The 24,809-nt window shown below is 57.9% G+C and carries 22 protein-coding genes; 7 read left to right on the top strand and 15 right to left on the bottom strand.

Features of this window, described 5'->3' with window-relative positions:
- Positions 1 to 36: 36 nt before the first annotated feature.
- The gene (locus BM320_RS09325; RefSeq protein ID WP_165615018.1) at positions 37 to 966 is read left to right on the top strand and encodes an alpha/beta fold hydrolase; all 930 of its coding nucleotides are present in this window, start codon (positions 37 to 39) and stop codon (positions 964 to 966) included.
- A 198-nt stretch (positions 967 to 1,164) separates the two neighbouring features.
- On the opposite strand, the gene BM320_RS09330 is transcribed toward BM320_RS09325, so the two are convergent.
- Complete coding sequence (locus tag BM320_RS09330; RefSeq protein ID WP_090199287.1) at positions 1,165 to 1,839, bottom strand: anti-sigma factor; 675 nt, start codon at positions 1,837 to 1,839, stop codon at positions 1,165 to 1,167.
- Positions 1,836 to 2,378 carry a sigma-70 family RNA polymerase sigma factor gene (locus BM320_RS09335; protein ID WP_242650987.1) on the bottom strand — a complete coding sequence of 181 codons (543 nt, stop codon included), beginning with the start codon at positions 2,376 to 2,378 and terminating at the stop codon, positions 1,836 to 1,838. Before BM320_RS09335 ends, BM320_RS09330 begins: the two co-directional genes overlap by 4 nt.
- A 152-nt stretch (positions 2,379 to 2,530) precedes the next feature.
- On the opposite strand from BM320_RS09335, the gene cobS reads away from it, so the two are divergent.
- The 5 genes from cobS (at position 2,531) to BM320_RS09360 (ending at position 8,204) form a co-directional block, all read left to right on the top strand.
- Complete coding sequence (gene cobS / locus BM320_RS09340; protein ID WP_090199291.1) at positions 2,531 to 3,517, top strand: cobaltochelatase subunit CobS; 987 nt, start codon at positions 2,531 to 2,533, stop codon at positions 3,515 to 3,517.
- A 92-nt stretch (positions 3,518 to 3,609) separates the two neighbouring features.
- The gene (locus tag BM320_RS09345; RefSeq protein ID WP_131802364.1) at positions 3,610 to 3,972 is read left to right on the top strand and encodes a hypothetical protein; all 363 of its coding nucleotides are present in this window, start codon (positions 3,610 to 3,612) and stop codon (positions 3,970 to 3,972) included.
- A gap of 81 nt (positions 3,973 to 4,053) precedes the next feature.
- Positions 4,054 to 5,934 (top strand): cobaltochelatase subunit CobT, encoded by a 1,881-nt coding sequence (gene cobT, locus BM320_RS09350; protein ID WP_090199295.1) that lies wholly within the window; start codon positions 4,054 to 4,056, stop codon positions 5,932 to 5,934.
- Positions 5,935 to 6,008: 74 nt separating this feature from the next.
- Positions 6,009 to 7,793: an aminopeptidase P family protein gene (locus BM320_RS09355; RefSeq protein WP_090199297.1), complete on the top strand. Its 1,785-nt coding sequence runs from the start codon at positions 6,009 to 6,011 to the stop codon at positions 7,791 to 7,793.
- Positions 7,794 to 7,862: 69 nt separating this feature from the next.
- Positions 7,863 to 8,204 carry a DUF427 domain-containing protein gene (locus BM320_RS09360; RefSeq protein ID WP_090199300.1) on the top strand — a complete coding sequence of 114 codons (342 nt, stop codon included), beginning with the start codon at positions 7,863 to 7,865 and terminating at the stop codon, positions 8,202 to 8,204.
- Here the strand turns inward: BM320_RS09360 and BM320_RS09365 are convergent.
- From BM320_RS09365 to ftsW, 13 genes are all read right to left on the bottom strand, one after another.
- Positions 8,201 to 9,889, bottom strand: a complete 1,689-nt coding sequence (locus BM320_RS09365) for a chloride channel protein (RefSeq protein ID WP_090200522.1) — start codon at positions 9,887 to 9,889, stop codon at positions 8,201 to 8,203. The two genes, BM320_RS09360 and BM320_RS09365, sit on opposite strands and share 4 nt — an antisense overlap.
- 671 nt (positions 9,890 to 10,560) lie before the next feature.
- A complete protein-coding gene (recN, locus tag BM320_RS09370) occupies positions 10,561 to 12,216 on the bottom strand; it encodes a DNA repair protein RecN (RefSeq protein ID WP_090199302.1) in 1,656 nt (551 codons plus the stop codon).
- Between the two features lie 24 nt (positions 12,217 to 12,240).
- Positions 12,241 to 13,089, bottom strand: a complete 849-nt coding sequence (locus BM320_RS09375; RefSeq protein ID WP_090199305.1) for an outer membrane protein assembly factor BamD — start codon at positions 13,087 to 13,089, stop codon at positions 12,241 to 12,243.
- Positions 13,090 to 13,214: 125 nt separating this feature from the next.
- Positions 13,215 to 14,132 carry a UDP-3-O-acyl-N-acetylglucosamine deacetylase gene (gene lpxC / locus BM320_RS09380; RefSeq protein WP_090199307.1) on the bottom strand — a complete coding sequence of 306 codons (918 nt, stop codon included), beginning with the start codon at positions 14,130 to 14,132 and terminating at the stop codon, positions 13,215 to 13,217.
- 200 nt (positions 14,133 to 14,332) lie between these two features.
- On the bottom strand, positions 14,333 to 15,910 hold the full coding sequence (gene ftsZ, locus BM320_RS09385; RefSeq protein ID WP_090199309.1) for a cell division protein FtsZ: 1,578 nt from the start codon (positions 15,908 to 15,910) through the stop codon (positions 14,333 to 14,335).
- 174 nt (positions 15,911 to 16,084) lie between these two features.
- On the bottom strand, positions 16,085 to 17,419 hold the full coding sequence (gene ftsA / locus BM320_RS09390) for a cell division protein FtsA (protein ID WP_090199312.1): 1,335 nt from the start codon (positions 17,417 to 17,419) through the stop codon (positions 16,085 to 16,087).
- Positions 17,419 to 18,315, bottom strand: a complete 897-nt coding sequence (locus BM320_RS09395) for a cell division protein FtsQ/DivIB (RefSeq protein ID WP_090199315.1) — start codon at positions 18,313 to 18,315, stop codon at positions 17,419 to 17,421. The genes ftsA and BM320_RS09395 overlap by 1 nt, the downstream gene beginning before the upstream one ends.
- Positions 18,303 to 18,500 carry a hypothetical protein gene (locus BM320_RS16295; RefSeq protein ID WP_131802366.1) on the bottom strand — a complete coding sequence of 66 codons (198 nt, stop codon included), beginning with the start codon at positions 18,498 to 18,500 and terminating at the stop codon, positions 18,303 to 18,305. Before BM320_RS16295 ends, BM320_RS09395 begins: the two co-directional genes overlap by 13 nt.
- A 76-nt stretch (positions 18,501 to 18,576) precedes the next feature.
- Positions 18,577 to 19,515, bottom strand: coding sequence for a UDP-N-acetylmuramate dehydrogenase (gene murB, locus BM320_RS09400; protein ID WP_090199317.1), 939 nt, complete (start codon positions 19,513 to 19,515; stop codon positions 18,577 to 18,579).
- The gene (locus BM320_RS09405; RefSeq protein ID WP_090199319.1) at positions 19,515 to 19,772 is read right to left on the bottom strand and encodes a DUF2484 family protein; all 258 of its coding nucleotides are present in this window, start codon (positions 19,770 to 19,772) and stop codon (positions 19,515 to 19,517) included. Before BM320_RS09405 ends, murB begins: the two co-directional genes overlap by 1 nt.
- Entirely contained in the window at positions 19,769 to 21,172 is a 1,404-nt protein-coding gene (gene murC / locus BM320_RS09410) for a UDP-N-acetylmuramate--L-alanine ligase (protein ID WP_090199321.1), read from the bottom strand. The genes BM320_RS09405 and murC overlap by 4 nt, the downstream gene beginning before the upstream one ends.
- A 15-nt stretch (positions 21,173 to 21,187) precedes the next feature.
- Entirely contained in the window at positions 21,188 to 22,288 is a 1,101-nt protein-coding gene (locus tag BM320_RS09415; protein ID WP_090199323.1) for a UDP-N-acetylglucosamine--N-acetylmuramyl-(pentapeptide) pyrophosphoryl-undecaprenol N-acetylglucosamine transferase, read from the bottom strand.
- The gene (ftsW, locus tag BM320_RS09420; RefSeq protein WP_090199326.1) at positions 22,285 to 23,454 is read right to left on the bottom strand and encodes a putative lipid II flippase FtsW; all 1,170 of its coding nucleotides are present in this window, start codon (positions 23,452 to 23,454) and stop codon (positions 22,285 to 22,287) included. The genes BM320_RS09415 and ftsW overlap by 4 nt, the downstream gene beginning before the upstream one ends.
- A gap of 178 nt (positions 23,455 to 23,632) precedes the next feature.
- Between ftsW and BM320_RS09425 the strand changes: the two genes are divergently transcribed.
- On the top strand, positions 23,633 to 24,808 hold the full coding sequence (locus tag BM320_RS09425) for a BaiN/RdsA family NAD(P)/FAD-dependent oxidoreductase (RefSeq protein ID WP_090200523.1): 1,176 nt from the start codon (positions 23,633 to 23,635) through the stop codon (positions 24,806 to 24,808).
- Position 24,809 lies beyond the last annotated feature (1 nt).

The following is a 24,809-nucleotide window of genomic DNA, read 5'->3' on the forward strand; positions in this document are numbered from 1 at the left end:
AAATAGTCTACCCTTTTGTTTGCTGAGGAGATGACGGTGAAACGATTTTGGACAAAGGCCCTTGGGACAGTTCTCGCGCTGGTATTAGGTATAGTTGGCGCTTCGGAAATTTGGCCCGAGCGTGCGGCTAAACTACTACTGGCTGGCCTGAATTTGTCAGCAGGCTTGCAAAGCGAAACGGTGGAAACATCCTTTGGTGAAGTGCACTATTTGGAAGGTGGCAAAGGCCAGACAATCGTATTTCTTCATGGCATATATGCTTTGAAAGAACATTGGATCGACACGTCTCGCTACATTTCCGGCGACTACCGTTTGATATTGCTTGATCTACCAGGGTTTGGCCAAAATCAACGGCTTGATCCTGAGCAATACGACTACCAGCGTCAGGCGCATAATGTGCTTGAAACGCTGGATGCCATCGGTGTTGAACAGTTTCATATTGCCGCGAACTCGATGGGGGCACAAATCGCTGGTCAACTTGCTGTGTCGATCCCCGAGCGTGTACAATCGGTTGCTTTTATCGGTAGCCCTGTCGGTGTTAGTTCCCCCACCCCAAGTGACATGGAGCTTGCGATCGAAGCCGGTCATAAGCCATTGGTTGTTACTTCTTATGATGAATATGAAGCCCGTATGTCTTGGTTGTTTCCCAAAGAGCCTTTCATACCGCGGCCAATAGCGCGTTTCTGGGCCTCAAACGAAGTGTCTAACGCGGAAAGCAATGCGGAAATTTGGAACGCAGTTGCCTCAAGTAACGTTCCCAAGCTTGAGGAATTGGCGACAGGCATTGTTCAACCCACACTCGTGCTTTGGTGTGACGAAGACAGAATTTTTCATCCTTCCGGTGCTGCAGTTCTTGCGGAAGCTCTACCAAACGCAACACTTGTCAACGTCTCCGGCTGTGGGCATTTGCCTATGTTGGATAAGCCTGCAGAAACTGCGCGCATCTTAAGTGGTTTTCTAAATTGATGTTTGAAACCAGACCGAGGCGAAACCGCAGCGAAATCCCGCCTTGTCCCGCTCACCTGACCTTGGCCTAGCTCGCGGTGGTCATCCGGTCTGGATCGAAAACGTCTGACGATTAGGTCAACATGCGTGACGCGGCGCGTTCATAGGAATCAGAAAATCCACCGTCTCGAGGCAAATCTGCAAGACATTCCGCAGATATTAGCCGTTTGCAAACGGGGCAACAGCAACCACTGGGCCAGTTGCGACCCCAGTTGGCGACCCTCCGGGGGGCTCGTCACTTAGCGCAATAATGCCACCATCAACCAGAACGGCGAGTTCCGCAGTCAGCTGGACCTGTCCGGTTTTTGCTTCTGGCAATAGGCCCAAAGAAATCGGTGCGGCCTCTCCGGCAATGAGCCATATCTCAAACACGCGCCCTTCTGCGGGAGCGCCTGTAACACGGTCAAAAAGTAGCGTGTTGGTGTCAGGATCAAATGTCGCATCAACGCGCAGGCCGATATCGGCTCCAACCAGACCTGCAACCAGATCATTGCTTGTCGGGTTTGGCACGGGAATCACCACAATCATCACCGCCGCCACCACGATGGCCGCACTGGCGGCCCCCGCAAGCCATCCAAACCAGTTGCGGCGCGGTTTGGGCGCATCAAACAAGCGGGATGTAATCGCGTCAAATGTCGCTTTGGGTGGGGCCACCGGGGCGATGTCATCGGTCAGCGTAACAAGATGCTCTTGCCAATGCGCCAGTTCGGCTCGCAATGACAGGTCACTATTCATCTCGGCCTCAAACGCGCGCGCCTGTGCCGGGGTCAATAGGCCCAGCGCATATTCGGCAGCAGCCGAAAGGGGGGCATCATCTGTGACGTCATCGGTCATTGCGACAGACAGTCCTTTAGTTTGATCAGGCTACGGCGCAGCCAGGTTCGCATTGTATTCAGCGGAACCTGCATCGCGTCCGCAAGATCCTGATAGGTGTCACCATCGAGATAGGCGCGGCGCACCGCTTCGGCGCGGTCCGCTGGCAGCGCGTCCAGACAGTTATTTATTTGCGCACGCGCCGAAGACGCGATTGCTTGTTGTTCGGGGCCGGGTGCCTGATCCGCCAGCTCGGCGACCTCATCCAGACCTGTTTGGCCTTTTTTGCGGGTCCGCAGCCGGTCAATGGCATGGTTGCGTGCGATAGTGATCAGCCATGTCATCGGGCTAAGCCCGTTGGATTGATAACGGTCAGCGGCCCGCCAAACCTTGATATAAACCTCTTGTAATGCGTCGTCAGCTTCGGCGCGGTTATTTAACACACGCAAAGTCACGCCAAATAGTTTCGCCGATGTTGCATTATATAATGCAGCAAAGGCCACGCGGTCGCCCAAGGCGACGCGGTCGATATAGGTTTCGATCTCTTCGCGTGTTGCCAAGGGGGTCTCCGACTTTGGGCAACCAGAACACACATTACGAGCCCCGCCAATCGAAAACGACAAACATACGCGTGACCTCTGGCACTTGCAGTGCAGCGCGATATGTTGCATCCGGTAGCACAACATTCGACGAAAGATGCAAAGGCACGCACATGGCTGACGGTACACTGGATATGAACGCGAAACCGACCGAAGATATTTCGGTACGCGAGGTCTTTGGCATCGACAGCGATATGAAAATCAAAGGCTTTGCCGATCGCACCGACCGCGTGCCTGATATCGACAGCACCTACAAATTCGATCCTGATACCACGCTCGCGATTCTGGCAGGTTTTGGCTATAACCGCCGTGTGATGATCCAAGGCTACCACGGCACCGGAAAATCATCGCATATCGAACAGGTTGCCGCCCGCCTCAACTGGCCAGCGGTGCGTGTGAACCTTGATAGCCATATCAGCCGGATCGACCTGATCGGCAAGGATGCGATCAAACTGCGCGACGGCGTGCAAGTCACCGAATTCCACGAAGGCATCCTGCCTTGGGCACTGCGTAACCCTGTTGCGATTGTATTTGACGAATATGACGCCGGCCGCGCCGATGTGATGTTTGTGATCCAGCGTGTGCTCGAAGCGGACGGCAAGCTGACCCTGATGGATCAAAACGAGATCATCACACCAAATAAATTCTTCCGCCTGTTCGCGACGGCCAACACCGTTGGTTTGGGCGACACAACCGGCCTGTACCACGGCACGCAGCAAATCAACCAAGCCCAGATGGACCGCTGGTCATTGGTGGCGACGCTGAACTATCTGTCCCATGACGCCGAAGCCGCGATTGTTCTAGCCAAGTCGCCCCATTATAACTCCGACAAAGGCCGCAAAATCGTGTCGCAAATGGTAACCGTGGCCGATCTGACCCGCACGGCATTCATGAACGGCGATCTGTCCACGGTGATGTCACCGCGCACCGTTCTGGCATGGGCCGAAAACGCACGTATTTTCCAAAACGTGGGCTATGCGTTCCGCCTGTCATTCCTGAACAAATGCGACGAGCTGGAACGCCAGACGGTTGCCGAATTCTATCAGCGCTGTTTTGACGAAGAACTGCCCGAAAGCGCGGCAAGCCTGAGCCTGGGATAAACGCGCCGCGACGCGAAACTGCCGCGCGCGCGTCACATTCCGGTCTGCTTTGTACGCATTATATCATCCACGAGACTAACCGGGAGCAGACCATGAAAATGAAAATTGGCACCGCGTTGCCCGCAGATTACGTCGTCAGCCACGAAGACCTGACCGATGCGGCAACCACATTGATCGCACAGACATTGTTGCCCCTTTTCGCCGAAAGCATGAGCGAAGAAGTCGCGCGCGCCAATGTCCAAGGCATCGTGACCGAACTTGCCTATCTGTTTGACGAAGGTGCCATTGAAATCGGCGGCAAATCTTACATGCCCCGTCTGGCCTTTGTGGACGAACAAGGTGCTATCTTGCCCGGTGTTGCCGCGCTGACCACTATGCATGAATGCGTCGAGGATCTGTTTGATATCGACCCTGCGGCTCAGATCACCTTTGAAGAACCCGAATACGACGAATAAGGGCTGATCATTTTGACGGTCTTGGCTCTGGTCATTGCGCGGTTGCCTCATTAGTTTGCGCCTTAACAAAGGACGCAGCGCATGAAGAACCCGACCGACAACCCCGCCGATCCGTTTAAAAAAGCGCTGGCCGAAGCGACCAAGGTTCTGGCCGACGATAGTGAACTGTCGGTCACCTATTCCGTTGATCCGGCTGGACAAACCGCCGATAGCATCCGCCTGCCCCAAGTCACGCGGCGCATGACCCGCGACGAGGTGCTGCTTGCGCGCGGGACTGCAGATGCATTTGCGCTGCGCCATAAGTTCCACGACGCGAATGTTGCGGCCCGCTATATGCCCCAAGGGCAGATGGCGCGTGACCTGTATGAGGCGATGGAAACCGCGCGGATCGAAGCCGTCGGCGCACGCCATATGCCCGGCACGGCGGGCAATATCGACGCGAAAATCGCAAACGAAGCTATGCGCAAGGGTTATGACCAGATTTCGAACGCCTCTGACGCGCCATTGGCCGTGGCGGCGGGCTATATGATCCGGCAAATGGCGACCGGGCGCGCGCTGCCCAAAGGCGCGGATAATGTGCTCGAACTATGGCGCGGCTTCATCGAGGAACAATGCGATGGCACGCTTGAAGGATTGGGCGATGTGCTGGCCGATCAAAAAGCCTTTGCCAAACTGGCGCGCCAGCTGATCAGCGATCTGGGCTATGGCGACCAGCTGGGTGATGACCCTGACAGTCTTGATGATGATCAGGACGACACCGCCGAAGATGGCGGCGAAGAAGAACAAGAACCAGATAGCAACGGCGATGATGACGAAAGCGAAGGCGAAGAAGCCGACGCATCGCCCGAGCAATCCCAAGACGAACAGCAAGACGCCAATCAGGCGCAGGTCAGCATGGATGATCAGGCTGATCAGGAAATGGGCGAAGAGGCAGAAATGCCCGAAGGCGAAGCCCCGCTTGACCCGCCCGCGCCGCAACCCGTATCGGACGCGGACCCTGACTATACCGTTTATAGCACTGAATTTGATGAAGAAATCGGCGCCGAAGATCTGGCGGAACCGGCTGAACTGGAACGGCTGCGCGCCTATCTGGATCAGCAGCTTGAACCGCTCAAGGGCGCAGTTAGCCGCTTGGCGAATAAATTGCAGCGCCGCCTGCAGGCCCAGCAAAACCGGTCGTGGGAATTTGACCGCGAAGAAGGCATTCTGGATGCCGGACGGCTTGCGCGGGTGGTGGCATCGCCGACCACGCCCTTGTCGTTCAAGGTCGAAAAAGACACCGAATTTCGCGACACTGTCGTGACATTGCTGCTTGATAACTCGGGGTCCATGCGGGGTCGCCCGATTTCTATCGCGGCAATCTGTGCCGATGTCATGGCGCGCACGCTGGAACGCTGCGACGTCAAGGTCGAGATCCTTGGCTTTACCACCAAGGCGTGGAAAGGCGGCATGTCGCGCGAAAAATGGCTGGGTGACGGGCGTGCCGCAAAACCCGGACGGCTGAACGATCTGCGCCATATCATCTATAAATCCGCCGATGCGCCATGGCGGCGGACACGGCCCAATCTGGGTCTGATGATGAAAGAAGGGCTGCTGAAAGAAAACATCGACGGCGAGGCGCTTGAATGGGCGCACCGGCGCACTGTGAACCGGCCAGAGGCGCGCAAAATCCTGATGGTCATCTCGGACGGGGCACCGGTGGATGATTCTACACTTTCCGTGAACCCCGCCAATTATCTGGAAAAACACCTGCGCGACGTGATTGCGATGGTCGAAAAGCGCAAGGCGGTGGAACTGGTCGCAATCGGGATCGGCCATGATGTGACCCGCTATTATGACCGCGCCGTTACGATTACAGATGTTGAACAGCTTGCCGGTGCGATGACCGAACAGCTTGCCAGCCTGTTTGACAGTGATCCGCGCAAACGGGCGCGGGTGCTAGGCATGCGCAAGGCAGGCTAGCGGCATTCAAATTTCGCGAAATTTGATTTACGTCCTGCGCCGCGTCTTTGGCTGCATAACAAATAGGGTAGATAATGTTCCAAACTTTTGCTGCACAAACGACCCCTGACCAAGGCCCGCCAAGGCTGGCAGCCCTACGCGCGCTGATGCGCGACCGGAGCATTGATGCGTTTATCGTGCCGCGTGCCGATGCGCATCAGGGCGAATATGTCGCCCCGCGCGACGCACGGCTTGCGTGGCTGACGGGGTTTTCAGGCTCGGCAGGGTTTTGTGTGGTGCTGCGCGATATCGCGGGTGTCTTTATCGACGGGCGTTACCGCGTGCAGGTCCGCGCAGAGGTTGCGGATGTGTTCACCCCTGTGCATTGGCCGGAAACGCAACTGGCCGATTGGGTCTTGGATCATCTGCCCAAAGGTGCGGTTATCGGCTTTGACCCTTGGCTGCACAGCGCGGCTGAGATTGCCCAGCTTGCAGATAAGCTAGAGGGTTATGAACTGCGCGCCACCGATAATCTGGTCGATGCAATCTGGCCCGATCAGCCACTTGCCCCCGCAGCACCATTCACGGTGCAAGCGCTTGAATTTGCAGGCGAACCCCATGCCGATAAACGCGCGCGGCTGGCGAATGCGCTAACAGCGGATGCCGCGGTGCTGACCCAGCCCGATAGCATTGCGTGGCTGTTGAACATTCGCGGCAGCGATATTGAGCGCAATCCTGTCCCGCAAAGTTTTGCGATCCTTTATGCATCTGGCAAGGTTGATCTTTTTGCAGGTGCTGGCAAAGCGGAGAGCATCCGCGATCATCTTGGGACTGATATCGGGCTGCACGCGATTGACCAGTTTGAAACGGCGCTTGGGCAGATCTCGGGTATGGTGCAAATCGACCCGAAATCCTGCCCCGAACACATTGCGACGACGCTGCAGAACGCGGGTGCAAGCGTCAAACATGCGCCCGACCCCTGTTTGCTGCCCAAAGCGATCAAGAACCCGACCGAAATCGCAGGCGCCAAAGCCGCCCACCACCGCGACGGGCTTGCGATGGTGCGGTTTCTGGCGTGGCTGGATGCCCAAGCCCCCAAGGGCCATCTGACCGAAATCGATGTTGTGACAGCGCTTGAAGGGTTTCGCGCGCAGACAAACGCGCTGCGCGATATCAGCTTTGAAACCATTTGCGGCGCGGGGCCAAACGGGGCCATCGTGCATTACAGGGTCAGCGCGGACACCAACCGCGCGGTGAAATCCGGTGAATTGCTGCTTGTCGATAGTGGCGGCCAATATATCGACGGCACCACCGATATCACCCGCACCGTGATCATAGGCACCCCAACCGAAGACCACCGCCAATGCTATACCCGTGTGCTGCAAGGGGTGATTGCAATCAGCCGCATCCGGTTCCCCAAAGGCGTCGGCGGGCAGCATCTGGATGCGCTTGCACGCGCGCCGCTTTGGCTGGCGGGGCAGGATTATGACCACGGCACCGGCCACGGCGTCGGCAGCTACCTGAGCGTCCACGAAGGCCCGCAAGGGATATCGCGGCGTTCGGATGTGGCGCTCGCGGCGGGTATGATCCTGTCGAACGAGCCGGGCTATTACCGCGAGGGGGCCTTTGGCATCCGCATCGAAAACCTGATCGTGACGGTCCCTGCCCCCGCATTGGCGGGCGCGGATGCGCGTGACATGCTGGCCTTTGACACGCTGACCTATGTGCCCTTTGACCGGCGGTTGATTGATGTGGCGCTTTTGTCGGATGCAGAACGGGACTGGATCGACCAATATCACAGGCAAACGATTGGGCTGTTGGCGTCGGACCTTGACGAAGCAACGCGCAGTTGGTTGACTGCGGCCTGCGCGCCGCTTTGACATCATCCTGTCACATCGCCCAACAACTCTCTGGCGGCAAACCTGCCGCCACCACCAAAGGAATCGTCCATGGCTGATCACATTCAAATTCGTCCGGCAACGGGAACATGGGTTGTCCGCGCCGGCGGGGCGGTTCTGGGCGAAAGCCAGGACGCGCTTGAATTGACCGAAGGCGACAATGCGCCCGTGATCTATTTCCCGCGCAGCGATATCGCCATGGCCTTTCTAGAGCCATCACAGACCACAACCCAATGCCCGTACAAAGGCACCGCATCCTATTTTTCAATCGTCGCGAAAAGCGGGCCGATAGCTGACGCCGTCTGGTCCTATGAAAACCCGAACCCGCAGGTCGCGCAAATCAAGGACTACCTTGCCTTCTATGCCGAAAAAGTAGCGGTCGAGCAGGTCTAAGAATGTTCCTCGGCGGCTGTTTCAGATAGCGCGCGGTTCATCGCTTTTAGTGCATCCACCTGAAACAGCGCGCCCCACAGCGCGGGCGGGCTATCTTCGCCACCCAATGTGACAACAGGGATAAATGTCTGACCAGCCTGGTCAAACATCGGCATCGCCTGTTCCAGCGTGGCATTGCCATCAATATAGACCCCGTCGCGGATCAGATCCCAGCAGATTTCCTCTGGAGCGGCGCGCGGCGTATCCGTGGGGCGCATGATAGTGGACACTTTGAACGTCGCCAAAAGATAGGCTTGCGGCCCTGCCGCCAAATGCACATTGCGCCGTTCGAGCTGCGTAAGGAAAAACGACCGGTCCACCAGCCGCGACGACAGTGCCGTTGACAGTGACACAGCCACCATAACCGCAAGCCCTGTCTGCCAGTCCCCAGTCAGTTCAAACACAATCAATGTGGTCGATATCGGCGCGCCCAGTACGGCGGCGGCAACCGCCCCCATCCCCGCCAGCGCATAAAGCGTGCCTTCGCCAGAAACGGTTGGAAAAATTGCCGTGGCAATTGCGCCAAAAGCCAAACCTGTCAGCGCCCCCACCATCAACGAGGGCGAAAACACACCGCCGCCCATGCGGCCGCCCATGGTAATCGCCACCGCCACGACTTTGAGAATGCCAAATGTGATCGCCTCATGCAGCAGCAACTGCCCCTTGAGCGCGGCTGACGTGGTTTCATAGCCCACCCCGATCACATGCGGCCACCAGATTGCGAGCATCCCCACAAGCCCACCCGCAATGGCCGGGCGCAAGAATCGCGGCAGCCCAATTTCACGCTGCACATAGGTGCCAAAATCATCGGCCCAAAAAATGGCCTTCATCAAGATGACGGCCACGAGGCCACAAACCATGCCAAGAATCAAGAAAGCGGGCAGTTCGACATAAAAAGCAAGCGCCTGCTGCGTGGGCAGCACAAATTCCGTCACATCGCCAAACGCCAGCCGGTTAATCACCGTGCCCGCCACCGATGCAATGACAATCGGGGCAAAGGCATGCACTGCAAAATGGCGCAACACGACCTCGAGCGCAAAAAGCGCCCCTGCGATTGGTGCGTTGAAACTGGCCGAAACCGCCGCCGCCACCGCACAGCCCAACAGGTCGCGCCCCGTAATCCCGTTGGCATTGATCCAGCGGCAAACCACGGTCGATATCACCGCTGCCAGATGCACCACGGGGCCTTCGCGCCCTGTCGATCCACCCGATGACAAGGTAATGAGCGAGGCCAGCGCCGAGGCAATCCCCCTGCGCGCTTCGACCCGCCCTTCGAAAAGCGCGGCAGACTCGATGACATCCCCGACCGAACGCGCCCGCCCGTCATCGGTAAACCTGTCCAGAATGATCCCGACGATCAGCCCGCCAATCACCGGAATCGCGACGATCTGATACCAAGCAAGCCCCGCTACAAAACTATGCAGGTTGCGCACATCATCGGTGCCATAAAGGCTCGACTGAATAAATGTAATGCCAAGACGGAACAGCAGCGCAGCCAGCCCGGCACCAATGCCAATCGCCAGCGCAATAAACCAAAACTGAACTTGCGTAGGGCCGCGGGTCTTGATCACGCGCGCCGCGTCGAAACAGGCTGTCTTAGCCTCATCGACCCCTTGCCGTATCAGTTTCTTGATCGGCTCGCCCATGCCGCTGATCATCCCAAATCGCCCATCGGCGCGCTGCGCCTTAATCTTTGGTGTATGCGATCCGTAGCGCTTGTCCAAGCGCGAAGGCGCGCGCTGCAGTTTTCATTGCATTTGCACAAAACCGAATCAGTTTTGGCAAATTTTGAATCATCGCACCCGCAGTGGATGTACACAAATATCGACGTCAGCACTGGGCGCAAATTCGTTAGCGCAAGCACAGAACCCTCATAGATTGTATTTTGCCGTCTTCCGCACTATGATGGACATTTCAGCAAATCATCTTTTTTGCATTACTATCAATACATAATGTATCTGAAATCGATTACGTAAAATTTCCGCAAAAATGCAAGAATTTCGGACCACTCCGCAGGGTTGCGGCGATTGCTTTGCAATTTAGGTCAGAATTAGTGACATACTTTGGTACAGGTTGATCCACCCCTTCTCGCTCTGGTAGATTGATATTCAGAGGCTATTTGTCCTCGTGTTTTTGCCAGTAAAAAAAGATCATTTGTGTGTTTGTTAACGATCATCGCGCTGAGTGTGAGATCAGTTTTGTCTCGATCAGCGATTGTGTGAGATACGCATCTTTGACGTGAGTGGAAAAGATGCGGTGTAGTGAGTGGGTCGGGTAACAATTTCTAGGGGTGGAATGTTTGCATTCCGCCCCTATCTTATTTCTGGCCCGCGATAAGCGCTTGCGCCGCAGCACGGGCGGCATCGGTCACACGGTCCCCCGAAATCATGCGCGCGATTTCATCCACCCGCGCCGCCGCATCAAGTGCCACAACCGTTGATGTTGTTGCCGTATCATTCTGCCGTTTTTCAACCCGCCAATGATGCCCGCCCAATGCGGCCACCTGCGGCGAATGGGTCACGACCAAAACCTGCCCGCCATCCGCCAGCTCCGCCAGCCTGCGCCCGACGGCATCCGCAGTGGCACCGCCAACGCCGCGGTCGATCTCGTCAAAGATCATGGTAAGCCCGGCATCGGCTTGGGTAAGGCAGACCTTCAAAGCAAGCAAAAACCGGCTGAGTTCCCCGCCCGATGCGATTTTGTTGAGCGGCCCCGCAGGTGCGCCGGGGTTCGTGGCCACGGTAAAGGCCACCGCGTCCTGCCCTGTCGGGCCGGGATCGGCGGTATTGATATCGGTAGCAAAAACCGCGCGCTCCATCTTCAGCGGTGCCAGTTCTGCCGCCATCGCCTGATCAAGCGCTTTGGCCGCATTCTGCCGCTTTTGGGTCAGCTGTGCGGCGGCTTCTGCATAGATCGCCTGCGCCGTCTGCAAATTTCCGTTCAGCACCTTAAGATCACGCGCACCATCATCAAGCACCGCAAGCCGCGCGCGCAGATCATCGGCAAAGCCGCGCAGATCATCGGCCAGCACCCCGTGCTTGCGCGCAAGCCCGCGAATGGCAAACAGCCGTTCTTCGACGTTCTCAAGGTCGGTCGTGTCGAACGACAGCGCGTCCAAACAGCGTGCAACGCCGTTTTGCGCATCATCCAGCGCCAGTTGTGCGCGCTCAATGGCGGCCAGCGGTTCATCAAGCTGCCCTTCGGCCTTGCCTGCCACGCCGATCAGCCAGCGCGAGGCATCGCTAACCATGCCTTCGGCACCGTTGAGCCCCAAGGCCTCGCCTGCTTTGCTGATGTCTACACGGATCTTTTCGGCGGCTTGCATCATGCGGCGCTGCGTATCAAGCGCGGCTTCCTCGCCTGCTTCGGGCGATAGCGCATCAAGCTCGGCTACCGCGTGGCGCAAATATTCTTCTTCGGCTTGGGCGGCGGCAATGCGCGCCTGCGCCGCAGCAAGCGCCTTTTGCGTCTCGGCCAGTTGCCGCCATGCCGCGCGGGTCTTGTCCAGATCAGGCGCAAGACCTGCATAGGTATCCAGCATATCCTGATGCCCGCGCGGGTTCAGCAGCCCGCGATCATCGTGCTGTCCGTGCAGTTCGACCAAAGTTTCCGACAGGTTGCGCAAAACCTCACCGCTGACGCGGCGGTCGTTGATCCATGCAGTTTTGCGCCCGTCGCGGGTATTGACGCGGCGCAAGATCAATTCATCCTCGGCACTGATCCCCGCATCGGCAAGAACGGCAAAGGCAGGGTGCCCAGCGGGCAGGTCGAACCATGCTGTGACCTCGCCCTGATCGGCACCTTGGCGCACCAATTCGGCGCGCCCGCGCCAGCCCAGGACAAAACCAAGCGAATCAAGCAAGATAGATTTCCCGGCGCCGGTTTCGCCGGTCAGCACATTCAGCCCCGGTTGAAACGCAAGTTCCAGCCGGTCAATGATCAGCATATCCCGGATATCAAGACCGCGCAGCATATCAGCCCCCGAGCCTCGCGGTGATTACAGCCATTCGCCGCGCAAAACCTGCCGGTAAATCGACGCCAGCCAATTGTCTCCGGACACATCCGCTGCCAGCCCTTGACCCGTCAACAGCGCATAGCTGGATTCGTACCATTCGGTTGACCGGTAGTTGTGGCCCAGAATCGCGCCTGCGCTTTGGGCTTCGGCGGTCAGACCAAGCGACAGGTAGGATTCGACCAGCCTGTGCAAGGCCTCGGGCGTATGTACGGTAGTCTGGAAGTCTTCGACCACGGTGCGGAAACGGTTGGCGGCAGCCGCATAATGGCCCCGCTTAAGGTAATAGCGACCGATCTCCATTTCCTTGGCGGCCAGATGATCAAAGGCCAGATCGAATTTTAGCACGGCCGAACGTGCATATTCACTATCGGGATACCGCTCGATCACGGTGCGCAAGGCTTGCAACGCCTGAAAGGTCAGCCCCTGATCGCGGCCGATGTCGTCAATCTGGTCATAATAGGACAGCGCCAACAGATAGGCCGCATAGGGCGCATCCTGTTCGGCCGGATAGAAATCCAGAAAACGCTGCGCCGAGGCGCGGCTGTTTTCATAGTCTTCGTCGCGGTGGTAGGCATAGGCCTGCATGACCAGCGCTCGCTGGGCAAATTCCGAATAAGGGTACAAACGCTCGATTTCGCCAAAGGTAAAGGCGGCATCATCTTGCCTGCCGCTTGCCAGTTGCTGTTCGGCGCGGGCGAAAATCTGGTCAGCGGTCATATCGTCCAAAGGGGCAGTTGCGTTACCGGCCCCACATGCGGACAAAACCACAAGCGCCAGAGCGGCACCCATCTGTGTTGTCCGAAAACGGAGTGTGTCCAAGCTGACTGACATGAAGCGACCTCATTACTAGACGGCGCGCGCAGGGCAGGCACCAATTGTTAGGCATTGGTCTAGCATAGAAAAATCTGGTGCAAAATGCCTTTTGAGCGACCAGTGATCAACTGTGTGATGTGCGCCTAGGCAACTGCGTGCAGATCGGCCGCACTTACCCCGACACCAGGCAGGCGCGCCGCAATTTTTGCGTCGCAATTGACCCAGCGCCAAGCAGAAGAATCGGCAAAAAGCGCGTGCAGCAGCCGATTGGTCAGCGCATGCCCCGCGCGATTACCCGTATAGCGCCCCAAGATCGGACCGCCTGCGGTATAAAGATCGCCCAATGCATCCAGCATCTTGTGACGCACGGCCTCGTCTGTGTGGCGCAGACCGCCGGGGGTCAGCACCTGTGCGCCATCAACAACCACTGCGTTTTCCATCGACCCGCCAAGCGCCAGACCATTGGCATGCATCGCATCCACATCCGCAGAGCGGCAAAATGTCCGGCTGTCGCAAAGTTCGCGCACAAATGTGCCATTGGCCATATTTAGCGTCTTATGCTGCTTGCCAATCGCCGCATCGGCAAAATCAATTGCAAAATCGATTTGCAAAGAGGTCGCGGGCGAAAGCTGCGCAAAGGACGGACCTTCGGAAACTGAAATCTCCTTGAGAATTTCGATCGCTCGCAAAGGTGCGGATAGACGGGTCAGCCCCGTCTTTACAATGCCCCGCACAAAGGTTGCAGCGCTGCCGTCAAGAATAGGCACTTCGGGCCCATCAATATCGATCAGTACGTTATGCACGCCACAGCCGGAAAGTGCGGCCATCAGGTGTTCGATCGTCGAAACGATCACCCCGTCCGCATTCTCGAGCCGCGTGTTCAAAGGCGACACAATCACCCCGTCCCATTTTGCAGCCAGACGCGGCATATCGGGCAAATCAACCCGCCGGAACACAATACCGGCATTTGCCGGCGCCGGATGCAATACGACTGAAACAGGCGCACCCGAATGCAGACCCGTGCCATCAAAGGCAACTTTGGTTTTCAGTGTCGTTTGCACGGTTGTGTGGCGCCTTTGGTGATTCCTGTGGTTAACAATAGACCTAAGGCCAAGGGCTGTGCGGCTCAACTCACTCTTTGTAACGGGTTGAAACATCACATGGCAATTCTGTGGCACCCCAACTAACCCATTACTATTAAACGAAAAAGGCCGCCCGAGGGCGACCTTTCCAATTCACTAACGCAACGTCACGGCGGCTCTTAATTGGCCTGACGACGCAAGAAAGCAGGGATTTCGATGCGATCTTGATCTTCGTTCGCTTCGGGTTCCTGGTGCAGCGGTGTGACCTGCGGCTGGGCGCGTACGGGTTGGCCGGCTGCGGCTTCTGCATGTGCGCCAGTCATCCGGTTGATCAGGGAATTGATCCCAAAGCGCGGCTTTTCAGCCTCTTCGCGTGCGGTCGCGACCTGTGCTTCGGCCTGTTGTGGCTTGGGCGCGCGGTTCACGGCGGCTTGCAAGCGGGCAAGCGCCTCTGGCGATGGGGTGCCAGGCGCACGGGGTGCCACAAATCTGTCGGCTTCGGTCACGGTTGGTTCCGCGCGCGGCGTATAGGCAGGCGGTGGCAGATCATCCGCTGCTGCGGCCTGCTGTGCGGGCCGCGCTGGCGTGGCGGGCATGTCCAGATCCTGGAACAATGTCCGTTCTTCGACTTGTTGCTGCGGTGCAGGTGCAGGTGCGGCCACTTGCGCGGCAGTTTCCTGTACAGGTGCCGGTGCGGGCGCAGGCACAGGCGCAGGCATTTCCGCTGCGGCTGGTTGCGCCAATGGTGACGCCATGCTGCGGCGTGGCAATGGTGCGTCGGCGCTGCCTTTCGCGGCATCGATCCCTGTGGCAACCACAGAAACGCGCATCCGGCCTTCCATGCTGGTATCAAGCGTAGAGCCGACAATGATGTTTGCTTCTGGGTCGACTTTTTCGCGGATCTTGTTGGCCGCTTCGTCCAGTTCGAACAGGGTCAGATCGTGTGAACCGGTGATGTTGATCAACACGCCCTTCGCGCCTTCGAGGCTGATTTCATCCAGCAGCGGATTCGCGATCGCTTTTTCAGCGGCTTGAATTGCGCGGTTTTCGCCTTCGGCTTCGCCTGTGCCCATCATCGCCTTGCCCATTTCGTCCATCACGGCGCGCACATCGGCAAAATCAAGGTTGATCAGGCCCGGACGGACCATCAGATCGGTCACGCCTTTGACACCCTGATACAGAACGTCATCTGCAAGTGCGAAGGCTTCGGTGAACGTGGTGTTTTCATTGGCCAGACGGAACAGGTTCTGGTTCGGAATGATGATCAGCGTATCAACAACCTTTTGCAGGGCTTCGATACCTGCATCGGCTTGCTTCATACGCTTTGCGCCTTCGAACTGGAACGGTTTGGTGACGACACCAACAGTCAGAACACCCAGTTCACGGGCTGCTTGTGCAATGATCGGGGCCGCACCGGTGCCGGTGCCGCCACCCATACCTGCGGTGATGAAACACATATGTGCGCCCGCAAGGTGATCAACGATTTGTTCAATGCTTTCTTCGGCAGCGGCCGCACCGACGGTTGCGCGCGCGCCAGCACCCAGACCTTCGGTCACTTTCAGACCCATCTGGATTTTTTGTTCAGAGCGCGACTGCTGCAATGCCTGCGCATCCGTGTTGGCCACGACGAATTCAACACCCTCAAGCGCTTTTTCGATCATGTTGTTTACAGCGTTGCCGCCAGCGCCACCCACACCAAATACAGTGATACGTGGTTTCAGTTCGTCATGCCCTGGAAGGGAGAGGTTCAATGTCATTGCTCAATCCGCCTGTTTTTATGAGCCCGTCCCACCGGGCGCTGACTGCTTATTCCCCCTATCCTATCGGGGTGATGCCGAAAGGTCACGGGAAAAACACAAAATCGCCACCAAATATGGACAAAAATTGACAGATAACCGCTTGATTTCGGCCTGTCGGCAAAATGTTGCGCATTACCAGTTATCCTTGAACCATTTTACAGCACGTTTAAGAGACCGCGCAGGGTAGCGATCGGCCGGAATTTCGAAATCCCACCATTCGTCTTGCGGGTTCGACGCAAATAGCGACAGCCCGACGGCGCTTGAAAACGCAGGGCCAATCGCGGCTTGCGGCAAGCCTTGCACCCGCAACGGGCGTCCCAGTCGCACTTGCTGGCCAAGAATTTTGCTGGCCAACCCGTCAAGACCCGGGATCTGGCTACCGCCGCCTGTCAGCACAATCTGCTGGCCTGCAAGATGTTCAAAACCGGCAGCATCCAGCCGCGCGCGGACCTCTTCAAGGATTTCTTCGACGCGCGGACGCATGATGCCGATCAGTTCGGCGCGGCTTACAGTGCGCCGGTCATGTTCCCAATCACCCGTCTCACCGCCGGTTTCGATCATTTCGCGGTCATCCATGCCTGTGGCAACAACCCCGCCATAAAATGTCTTGATCCGTTCGGCGGTCGCCGTCGGGATCTGCAAACCCATCGAAATATCCGAGGTAATATGATCCCCGCCCATCCGCACAGAATCCGCATAGATCATGTGCTTTTTCATGAATACCGAAATGCCGGTCGATCCGCCGCCCAGATCAATGCAGGCTGCGCCCAGTTCCTGTTCGTCCTCGACAAGCGAAGACATCCCCGAAACATAGGCCGAAGATGCCAGCCCCGCGAGTTCAAGATCGCAGCGTTTGATACAGTAAAACAGGTTTTGCAGCGTCGCTGTATCGACCGTCAGCATATGCATGTCCGTGGTCAGCCGGTGGCCGATTTGGCCGCGCGGATCCGCCAGACCAGAACGCTGGTCGAGCGCAAAATTGACCGGCTGCGCGTGCAGCACTTCGCGGTCCGCACCGTAATCGGGCACTTCGCAATTGGCCATTACCTGACTGATATCTTGTTCAGTGACCGCGCCACCGGACACATCAAGCGCCCCTGCTAGCCCGTAAGAACGTGGATGCCCGCCCGAAAGCGATGCAATCACGTGATCCACGCGCACTTTGGCCATTTTCTGGGCGGCCTGCACAACCGTGCGCACGGCGCGTTCGGTTTCTTGCATTGCGTCAATTTCGCCAAAACGCACGCCGCGCGACCGTGTGGTCGCAGCACCGATCACGCGAAATTGCGACTGACCGGCCATCGAGCCGACACCATCCACATTGCGGAACCGTTCCGGCCCGTCAAAACGCAGGACCAAACAGGCGATTTTCGAGGTGCCCACGTCGAGAATGGCCACAACACCGCGCTGCATCGCCGCTTTGCGCATTTGGCGCATCGCGCGCTGATTGTCGTAGAGATCGCCCATTAGTTCCCTGCCCCGTGTGTCGCTACTGTTTCATTGGTGCGGCGCATCGCTGCGACGGCTTCATCATTCATGCGCAATGTGGGTCGGTCAGCATTGCGCATATCCACAACCGTCACATCGCGATCCAACATGTCTTGGGCCGCATTCAACGCGACCACACGGTCAAGCGCGGCGACCGCCCCTTCGCTGGGCAGGAAAATGCGCTGCCCGCGATCCAATACGATATCCCAACGCCGTTCGCCCATGCGCACAAGGCCGCGCACACGCGGACCCAATGGTCCGGCTGCGGCAAACAGCGCAAGCGCCTCTGCGATATGCTGTTCGGCCCCGTCGCCCGCGATCAATGGCAAATCAAGCCTTTCCGAGCGCGCGGCAACAACGCCCGAAACGACGCCTTCATCATCGATCAGCCGCAAAACCGCACCGTCGCGCCATAGCGCCGATGGCACGCGCGGCACCAGCCGCACCTCAAGCGTGCCGGCAGCGCCCACGCGGACACTTGCCGATTTAATGGGATCAAGCGCCTCGATCGTGCGGCGCGTCTGTTCAAGATCAAGATCAAAAGACGACACCGGATAATCGCTGGGCAACAGACCGATAACCGCCGTCATCGTGGCCTGATCTGCGCCTGTGATTGTCATGGCTTTGACCATGAATTGCGGGCGGTCCTGAAACTGCTGTTTGACAGATTCAATTTGCGCGACAACCGCGGCGCGGTTTTCCGGTTTGGAAAAGTATGTGCCTGCAATAATGGCGATAAGCGCTAAGGGCACACCGATGCGCATGGTCGCCCGAAATCCTGGCGTCAAAAGCAGACGCTGCCAGCGATAGCCCAGCTTTGAAGGTGCCGGATCATGCGGCGCAACATATGCCGGACGCCGGATCAGGCGTCGCATTTTACGACCTCGGCAACCCAGACGCCTGACGACGCCGCCAATTGACCTTCGCCGGTGACGATCACTTCACATTGTTTGCCCCGAAAATTCGCCCCCGAATCCATGCCCGCCGCAGCAACGCCTGCCTGCGCTGCCATCGGCTGTTCAAAAATTCTCGCGCTTTCCGGGTTTGCCCTGCTCGACATACCCAACCACCTTATTGCGGATCTTGGTGACCCGTCATTTTGTGACCCGTTGCGGGCCTAGCCATTATTTGGCCGATTATTTTGCGGGATCATTGCCTGTGCGTTCGCCGACCCGCATAATTTCCCACTCTAGTCTAATTGCTTGCGAATCGTAAACCTTTTTCCGCACCAGCTCGCCCAAATCTTCGAGGTCGGCGGCCGTTGCCCCGCCCGCATTGGTCAAAAAGTTGGAATGTTTCATATTCATCACAGCGCCGCCAAGCGTGGCCCCGCGCATACCTGCATCATCAATGACCTTCCACGCCTTCAGGTCATGCACATCATCGGCGCGGCCGGTGGATGAAAACCCCGCGGGGTTGCGAAAGGTCGATCCGGCGGTGCGGTCTTTGGTCGGCTGGGTTTCATCGCGTTTGGCAAGCTGTTCGGCCATGCGCTGCGCAAGTGTTTCAGGATCGCCTTGCGGCGCGGCAAATGTGGCGCTCACGATAATCGCACCGTCCGGCAGGTTGCTTTGGCGATAGGCCAGTTGCAGATCGCTGGCAGGCAGATCCACCACAGCACCATTGCGCATCACCACGGTCACAGAAATCAGGACATCAGCAACATAGAACCCGTAGCAGCCCGCATTCATCCGCACAGCGCCACCGATGGTTCCCGGGATTGTGCGCAAGAATGTCAGATCAAATCCGGCGTCTGCAGCTTTGCGCGCCACATGCGCATCCAAAGCCGCAGCGCCTGCGACCACATGTTCGCCGCTGGTATCAATACTGTTGAACCCGCGCCCCAACCGGATCACGACACCGCGAATACCGCCGTCGCGCACGATCAGGTTGCTACCGACGCCCATCGCAAAAACGGGGACATCAGCAGGCAGCGCCGCCAGAAAATCCGCCAGATCATCCAGATCGGCCGGTTGAAACAACAGATCAGCAGGCCCGCCCACGCGCATCCATGTCAAATCCGCCAAAGCACGGTTTGCGGTCAGGGTGCCGCGCACCTGTGGAAGATCATGCATCACAAATCCTTTCGCCCGCGCAATTTAGCGCCCAGCCAGAGATAAAGATAGTAAAGCGGCCAGCGAAACACGGACGCGCCCAAAACAAGGACCGCCAAGCCAATCCAGATGCCATGGACAAAAAACGCCCAGATCAGGATCGGCGCACCAAGCGCCATCAGCACATAGGCCCGCCGCCAGTGATTGTCGTCAGACGGGATCGATTGCAGCACAAAGGCCAGAACGGCCCAAAGCGCTGCAGCAACAAGCGGCATCATTTTGCCAAAAGCCGCGCAGGCAGCCGGTTGGCCCAAGTACTGATCGTCCCCGCCCCCAGACAGACAACCATATCACCCGGTTTGGTGGTTTCACGCACCAGCTTTTCCAGATCATCTTCGCAGGTGACGCTGCGCGCATCGCGGTGCCCGTGGCGTTTGAGCCCCGCAACCAGATCATCGCGCCCTGCACCCGGGATCGGGTCTTCGCCAGCCGAGAAGATATCGGAAATGCCGACAACATCCGCGTCATTAAAGCAGGCACAAAAATCGTCAAAGTGATGGGACAGGCGGCTAAAGCGGTGCGGTTGATGCACGGCAATCACGCGCCCTTGGGTGGCTTGACGGGCCGCTTTCAGAACAGCCGCAATTTCAACCGGATGGTGACCATAGTCGTCAATGATGGTCACGCCATCCACTTCGCCAACTTTGGTAAAGCGGCGGTTCACGCCTTTGAACCCTTTCAGGGCGGCGCGGATTTCATCGCGTTTCATCCCCAGATGCCGCGCCACAGCAACGGCAGACAGCGCGTTGGACACGTTGTGATCACCGGGCATGGGCAGTTCGCAGCCGTCGATTGTGGTGCCTTCGTCCTGAAGCGCGATGTCAAAATGCGCAACGCCCGCGATATATTTCAGGTTGATCGCGCGCACATCGGCCTGTGCATTGAACCCGAATGTGGTGACGCGCCGGTCGGTGATCCGGCCAACCAGAGCCTGCACAGCCGGATGATCGGTGCAACAAACGGCCAGCCCGTAAAACGGAATATTGGACACAAAATCGTCAAAGCCTTTGTGCAGCGCTTCTTCGGTGCGCCAGTGTTCCATATGCTCTGGGTCGATATTGGTTACAATCGCAATGGTCGCAGGCAACCGGTTAAAAGTACCGTCGCTTTCATCTGCTTCAACCACCATCCATTCGCCCTGCCCCATGCGCGCATTAGACCCGTAAGCATGGATGATCCCGCCGTTGATCACGGTCGGATCAATACCGCCTTCGTCCAGCAGGGCCGCAACCATCGTTGTGGTCGTGGTTTTGCCGTGGGTGCCAGCAACGGCGATATTGGATTTCAGGCGCATCAGTTCAGCCAGCATTTCCGCGCGGCGCACCACCGGCAGCCCGCGCGCGCGCGCGGCATCAAGTTCCGGATTACCTGGCTTGATCGCCGATGAAATCACGACCACCGCAGCATCATCAAGATTTTCGGCGCGCTGACCTTCAAAAACCGTCGCGCCAAGCGATTGCAGGCGGTCGGTGATTTTCGAAGTCTTCAGGTCGGATCCCTGCACCGTATAACCGTGATCCATCAGCACTTCGGCAATGCCGGACATGCCGATGCCGCCAATCCCGACAAAGTGGATCGGGCCAATATCAAGCGGCAGTTTTGTTGCAGCAGCGTTCATCGCGTCAGTTCCATTTTATTTTTGGGCCGGATTGGCCAGTTCTTCGACAAGTGCGACCAAACGGTCGGTCGCGTCCGGCACGCTACAGGCAATTGCAGCCTGCGACATTTGCAGCGCGCCAGCCTCATCGGTCAGCAGTTTTTCAAGCATCGCCGTCAAAGGCGCCACATCAAATTCGGCTTCGGTCATCATTACGCTCGCGCCGCTTTCGACAAGCTGACGGGCGTTTGCGGTCTGCTCGTCGCGGATGGCGCCGGCATAGGGCACCCAAATTGCGGGGCGGCCAATGATGCTGACATCGGCAACAGTGGACGCGCCCGAGCGCGAAATCACCAGCTGCGCTTGGGCCATGCGGTCAGGTACATCTGCAAAAAACGTCTGCACATCGGCGCTGATAACCTCATCCGCGTAATATTTCGTAACCCGGTCAAGATCTTCGGGACGGGCCTGATGGCTGACGCGCACATTGCGGCGGATATGTTCGGGCAGTGCCGAAATCGCTGGCGGCACACAATCGGACATGATCCGCGCGCCCTGACTGCCGCCCAGCACGACAACCGACATCGGGTAATCGCCCGGCGGGATATAGGGCGCGCCTGCGCGTTCCAGCACGGCCGCACGCACGGGGTTGCCGGTGTGTTCGCCTGTCACGCCCTTGGGCAGGGCCGTGGGCCAGGTACCGCAAGCGACCTTGTTCACCCTCTTGGCAAACAACTGGTTCACGCGGCCCAAAACGCCATTTTGTTCATGGATCATCCGCGGCACGCGCAAGGCCCATGCCGCCGCCATCGCCGGAATCGCAGGGTAGCCGCCAAAGCCCACAACCACCGCAGGCCTATCAAACAGCATCCGCCATTTTGCAGCGGCAATGCCCCCCAGAATGCGAAACGGCACGGCAAGCTTTGCCAGAATGCCGCCGCGCGCGAATGTGGCGCTGCCGACAACGTTGACTTCGACCGCGTCAGGAAATCCGCCCGCGTATCGTGCGCCGCGCGCGTCCGTGGACAGGCGCACGCGCCAGCCCTTTTGCAACATTGCCTCGGCCAGCGCCTGTGCGGGAAACATATGTCCGCCCGTGCCGCCCGCCGCAATAATCATCAGTGGAGATGCTGTCATCTATCTGCCCTACGCCGCAAAATATCTTCCATCTCGCCTTGCGGGCGCGCGCGGGTAAATGCAAGCAACATTCCGACCGTAATCCCCCCCGCAATCAGCGATGATCCGCCATAAGATACAAACGGCAGGGTCATGCCCTTGGCTGGCAGCAACCGCACGGCCACGCCCATGTTGATCATCGCCTGCACACCGAACACGCAGGCCAGACCCGTACCGGCAAGCCGGATAAACGGGTCGCGTTCTTTCATCAGGCGCAAAAGCGACCGCACGACGATGATGCTATAAAGCGCGATAATCACAAGCACGCAGATCAGCCCGTATTCTTCGGCGGCCACGGCAATAATGAAATCCGTATGGGCATCGGGGAGCGACCATTTCACTTGGCCCTCGCCAACGCCGACGCCAAAAAACCCGCCTTCGCGGATGGCATTGGTGGCATAGCCAAGCTGTGTTGTCGGGTCCAGGTCAGCCGACAGAAAACCGTCAATGCGGCGGGCAAAATGTTCCGAACCGTTATAGGCGACCATCCCCCCAAGGATCACCAATCCGGCCAGCATCAACAGCAACAGCATCGGCGCCCCAGCCACAAAATACATCACCCCCCATGAAAACAGGATCAGGCAGGCCTGACCAAAGTCGGGCTGCATCGCCAGCAAAAGGACAATGACAATCGTCAGGACAAAAGAATACAGCTTGCCCGGCGGTGCGCCCAACTGCTGCGACGCGGCCAGCAGCCACGCGGACATGACGATAAAGCCGGGTTTGAGAAATTCGGAAGGTTGCACCGACACAAAGCCAAGCGAAAACCAGCGGGTCGCGCCTTTGCCAAAATCCGTCCCGAAGACAGGCAGCATAACCAATGCCGCAAATGCGCCCATAAACCCGAGAACCGCCAAACGACGCGCCATTGTCGGTGACATCATCGACACGACAAACATGACAAACATCGCCGCGCCGCCAAATATCGCCTGACGGGTGACATAATGGAACGGGTCAAGCCCGTTTTTGGCAGCCAATGGCGGCGAAGACGCAAGGCCGAGCAGCAATCCGATCCCGAACAGCACCAGAATGCAAGACAAGGTCCACTTGTCAATTGTCCGCCACCACCGTGGGATCACAGGGTCGCCGGATTGCACCGGAACCGCACCATAGACCATTTCCGTCATGGATCACCGCCTTATTGCCTCAACCGCCCGTTTTCCGGGTCTCGCTACAGCATAGCCAGCAATTGCGTGTGATTCTACTGAAAATTACGCAGGCCACAAATGGCCGGACGCACCGGACCAAATTTCGCGAAATTTGATCGCGCTTGCATGGTGCGCCGATCCAAGGCACATGCAAATGATGAATATCAACACTTTGATCATTGGTGCAGGTGCCGCTGGCATGATGTGTGCCGCCCATGCCGGGCCTGGCACTTTGGTGGTCGATCACGCCAAAGCGGCAGGCGAAAAGATCCGCATTTCGGGCGGCGGACGCTGCAATTTCACAAACATGCATGCAAGCGCGGCCAATTTCATCAGCCGCAACCCGCATTTCTGCAAATCCGCGCTCAAACGCTATACGCAGTGGGATTTCATCGCGCTGGTCGATGCCTACCGGATTGCGTGGCACGAGAAAACGCTGGGGCAGCTGTTTTGTGATGACACCGCAAAGGACATTGTGGCGATGCTGCGCGCCGAGATGGACAAGGCGCGCGCGCAGCTTTGGCTGCAAACATCCGTCGGCGCGTTGCACCATGACGGGACGCATTTTCATGTGCAGCTGATCCGTGACGGGCAGATGACACAGGTGGTTGCAAAAAACCTTGTGGTCGCTTGCGGCGGCAAATCCATCCCCAAGATGGGCGCAACGGGGCTTGCCTATCAGATCGCCGCGCAATTTTCAGTACCGGTGGTTGAAACGCGTGCAGGGCTTGTGCCGTTTACCTTTGGCGAAGACCGTTTCAAACCGCTTGCCGGCGTTGCACTGCCTTCGCGGATCAGCGCCGATGGGCCAGCATTCGACGAGGCACTTTTGTTCACGCACCGCGGGCTTTCGGGCCCCGCAATCCTGCAGGCGTCATCCTATTGGCAACCGGGCAATTCCATCTGTGTCAATCTCGACCCGCACGGCGGGTTGCTGGCATTTCTCAAAGAGCAAAGACAGGCGCAAGGGCGCAAGGCCCTGACTACGGTGATGGGGCAATATCTGCCCGCGCGGTTGGTCGACTATCTGTCGGCAGAGCTGCAACTGGCCGGCAATATCGCCGATCAAAGCGACGCGCGACTGCAAGACATCAGCGAAGGGATCTGCCGCTGGATCCTGCCCCCGACAGGCACCGAAGGCTACCGCACAGCCGAGGTTACATTGGGCGGGATCGACACCGATGCGCTATCGTCACGGACAATGGGCGTAAAATCTTTGCCCGGGCTCTATTTTATTGGCGAAGCTGTAGATGTGACGGGCTGGCTTGGCGGCTATAATTTTCAATGGGCATGGTCGTCAGGCTGGGCCGCCGGTCAGGCAATTGCAGCGTAGG

Source organism: Yoonia tamlensis, assembly GCF_900115105.1.
Taxonomy (GTDB): Bacteria; Pseudomonadota; Alphaproteobacteria; order Rhodobacterales; family Rhodobacteraceae; genus Yoonia; species Yoonia tamlensis.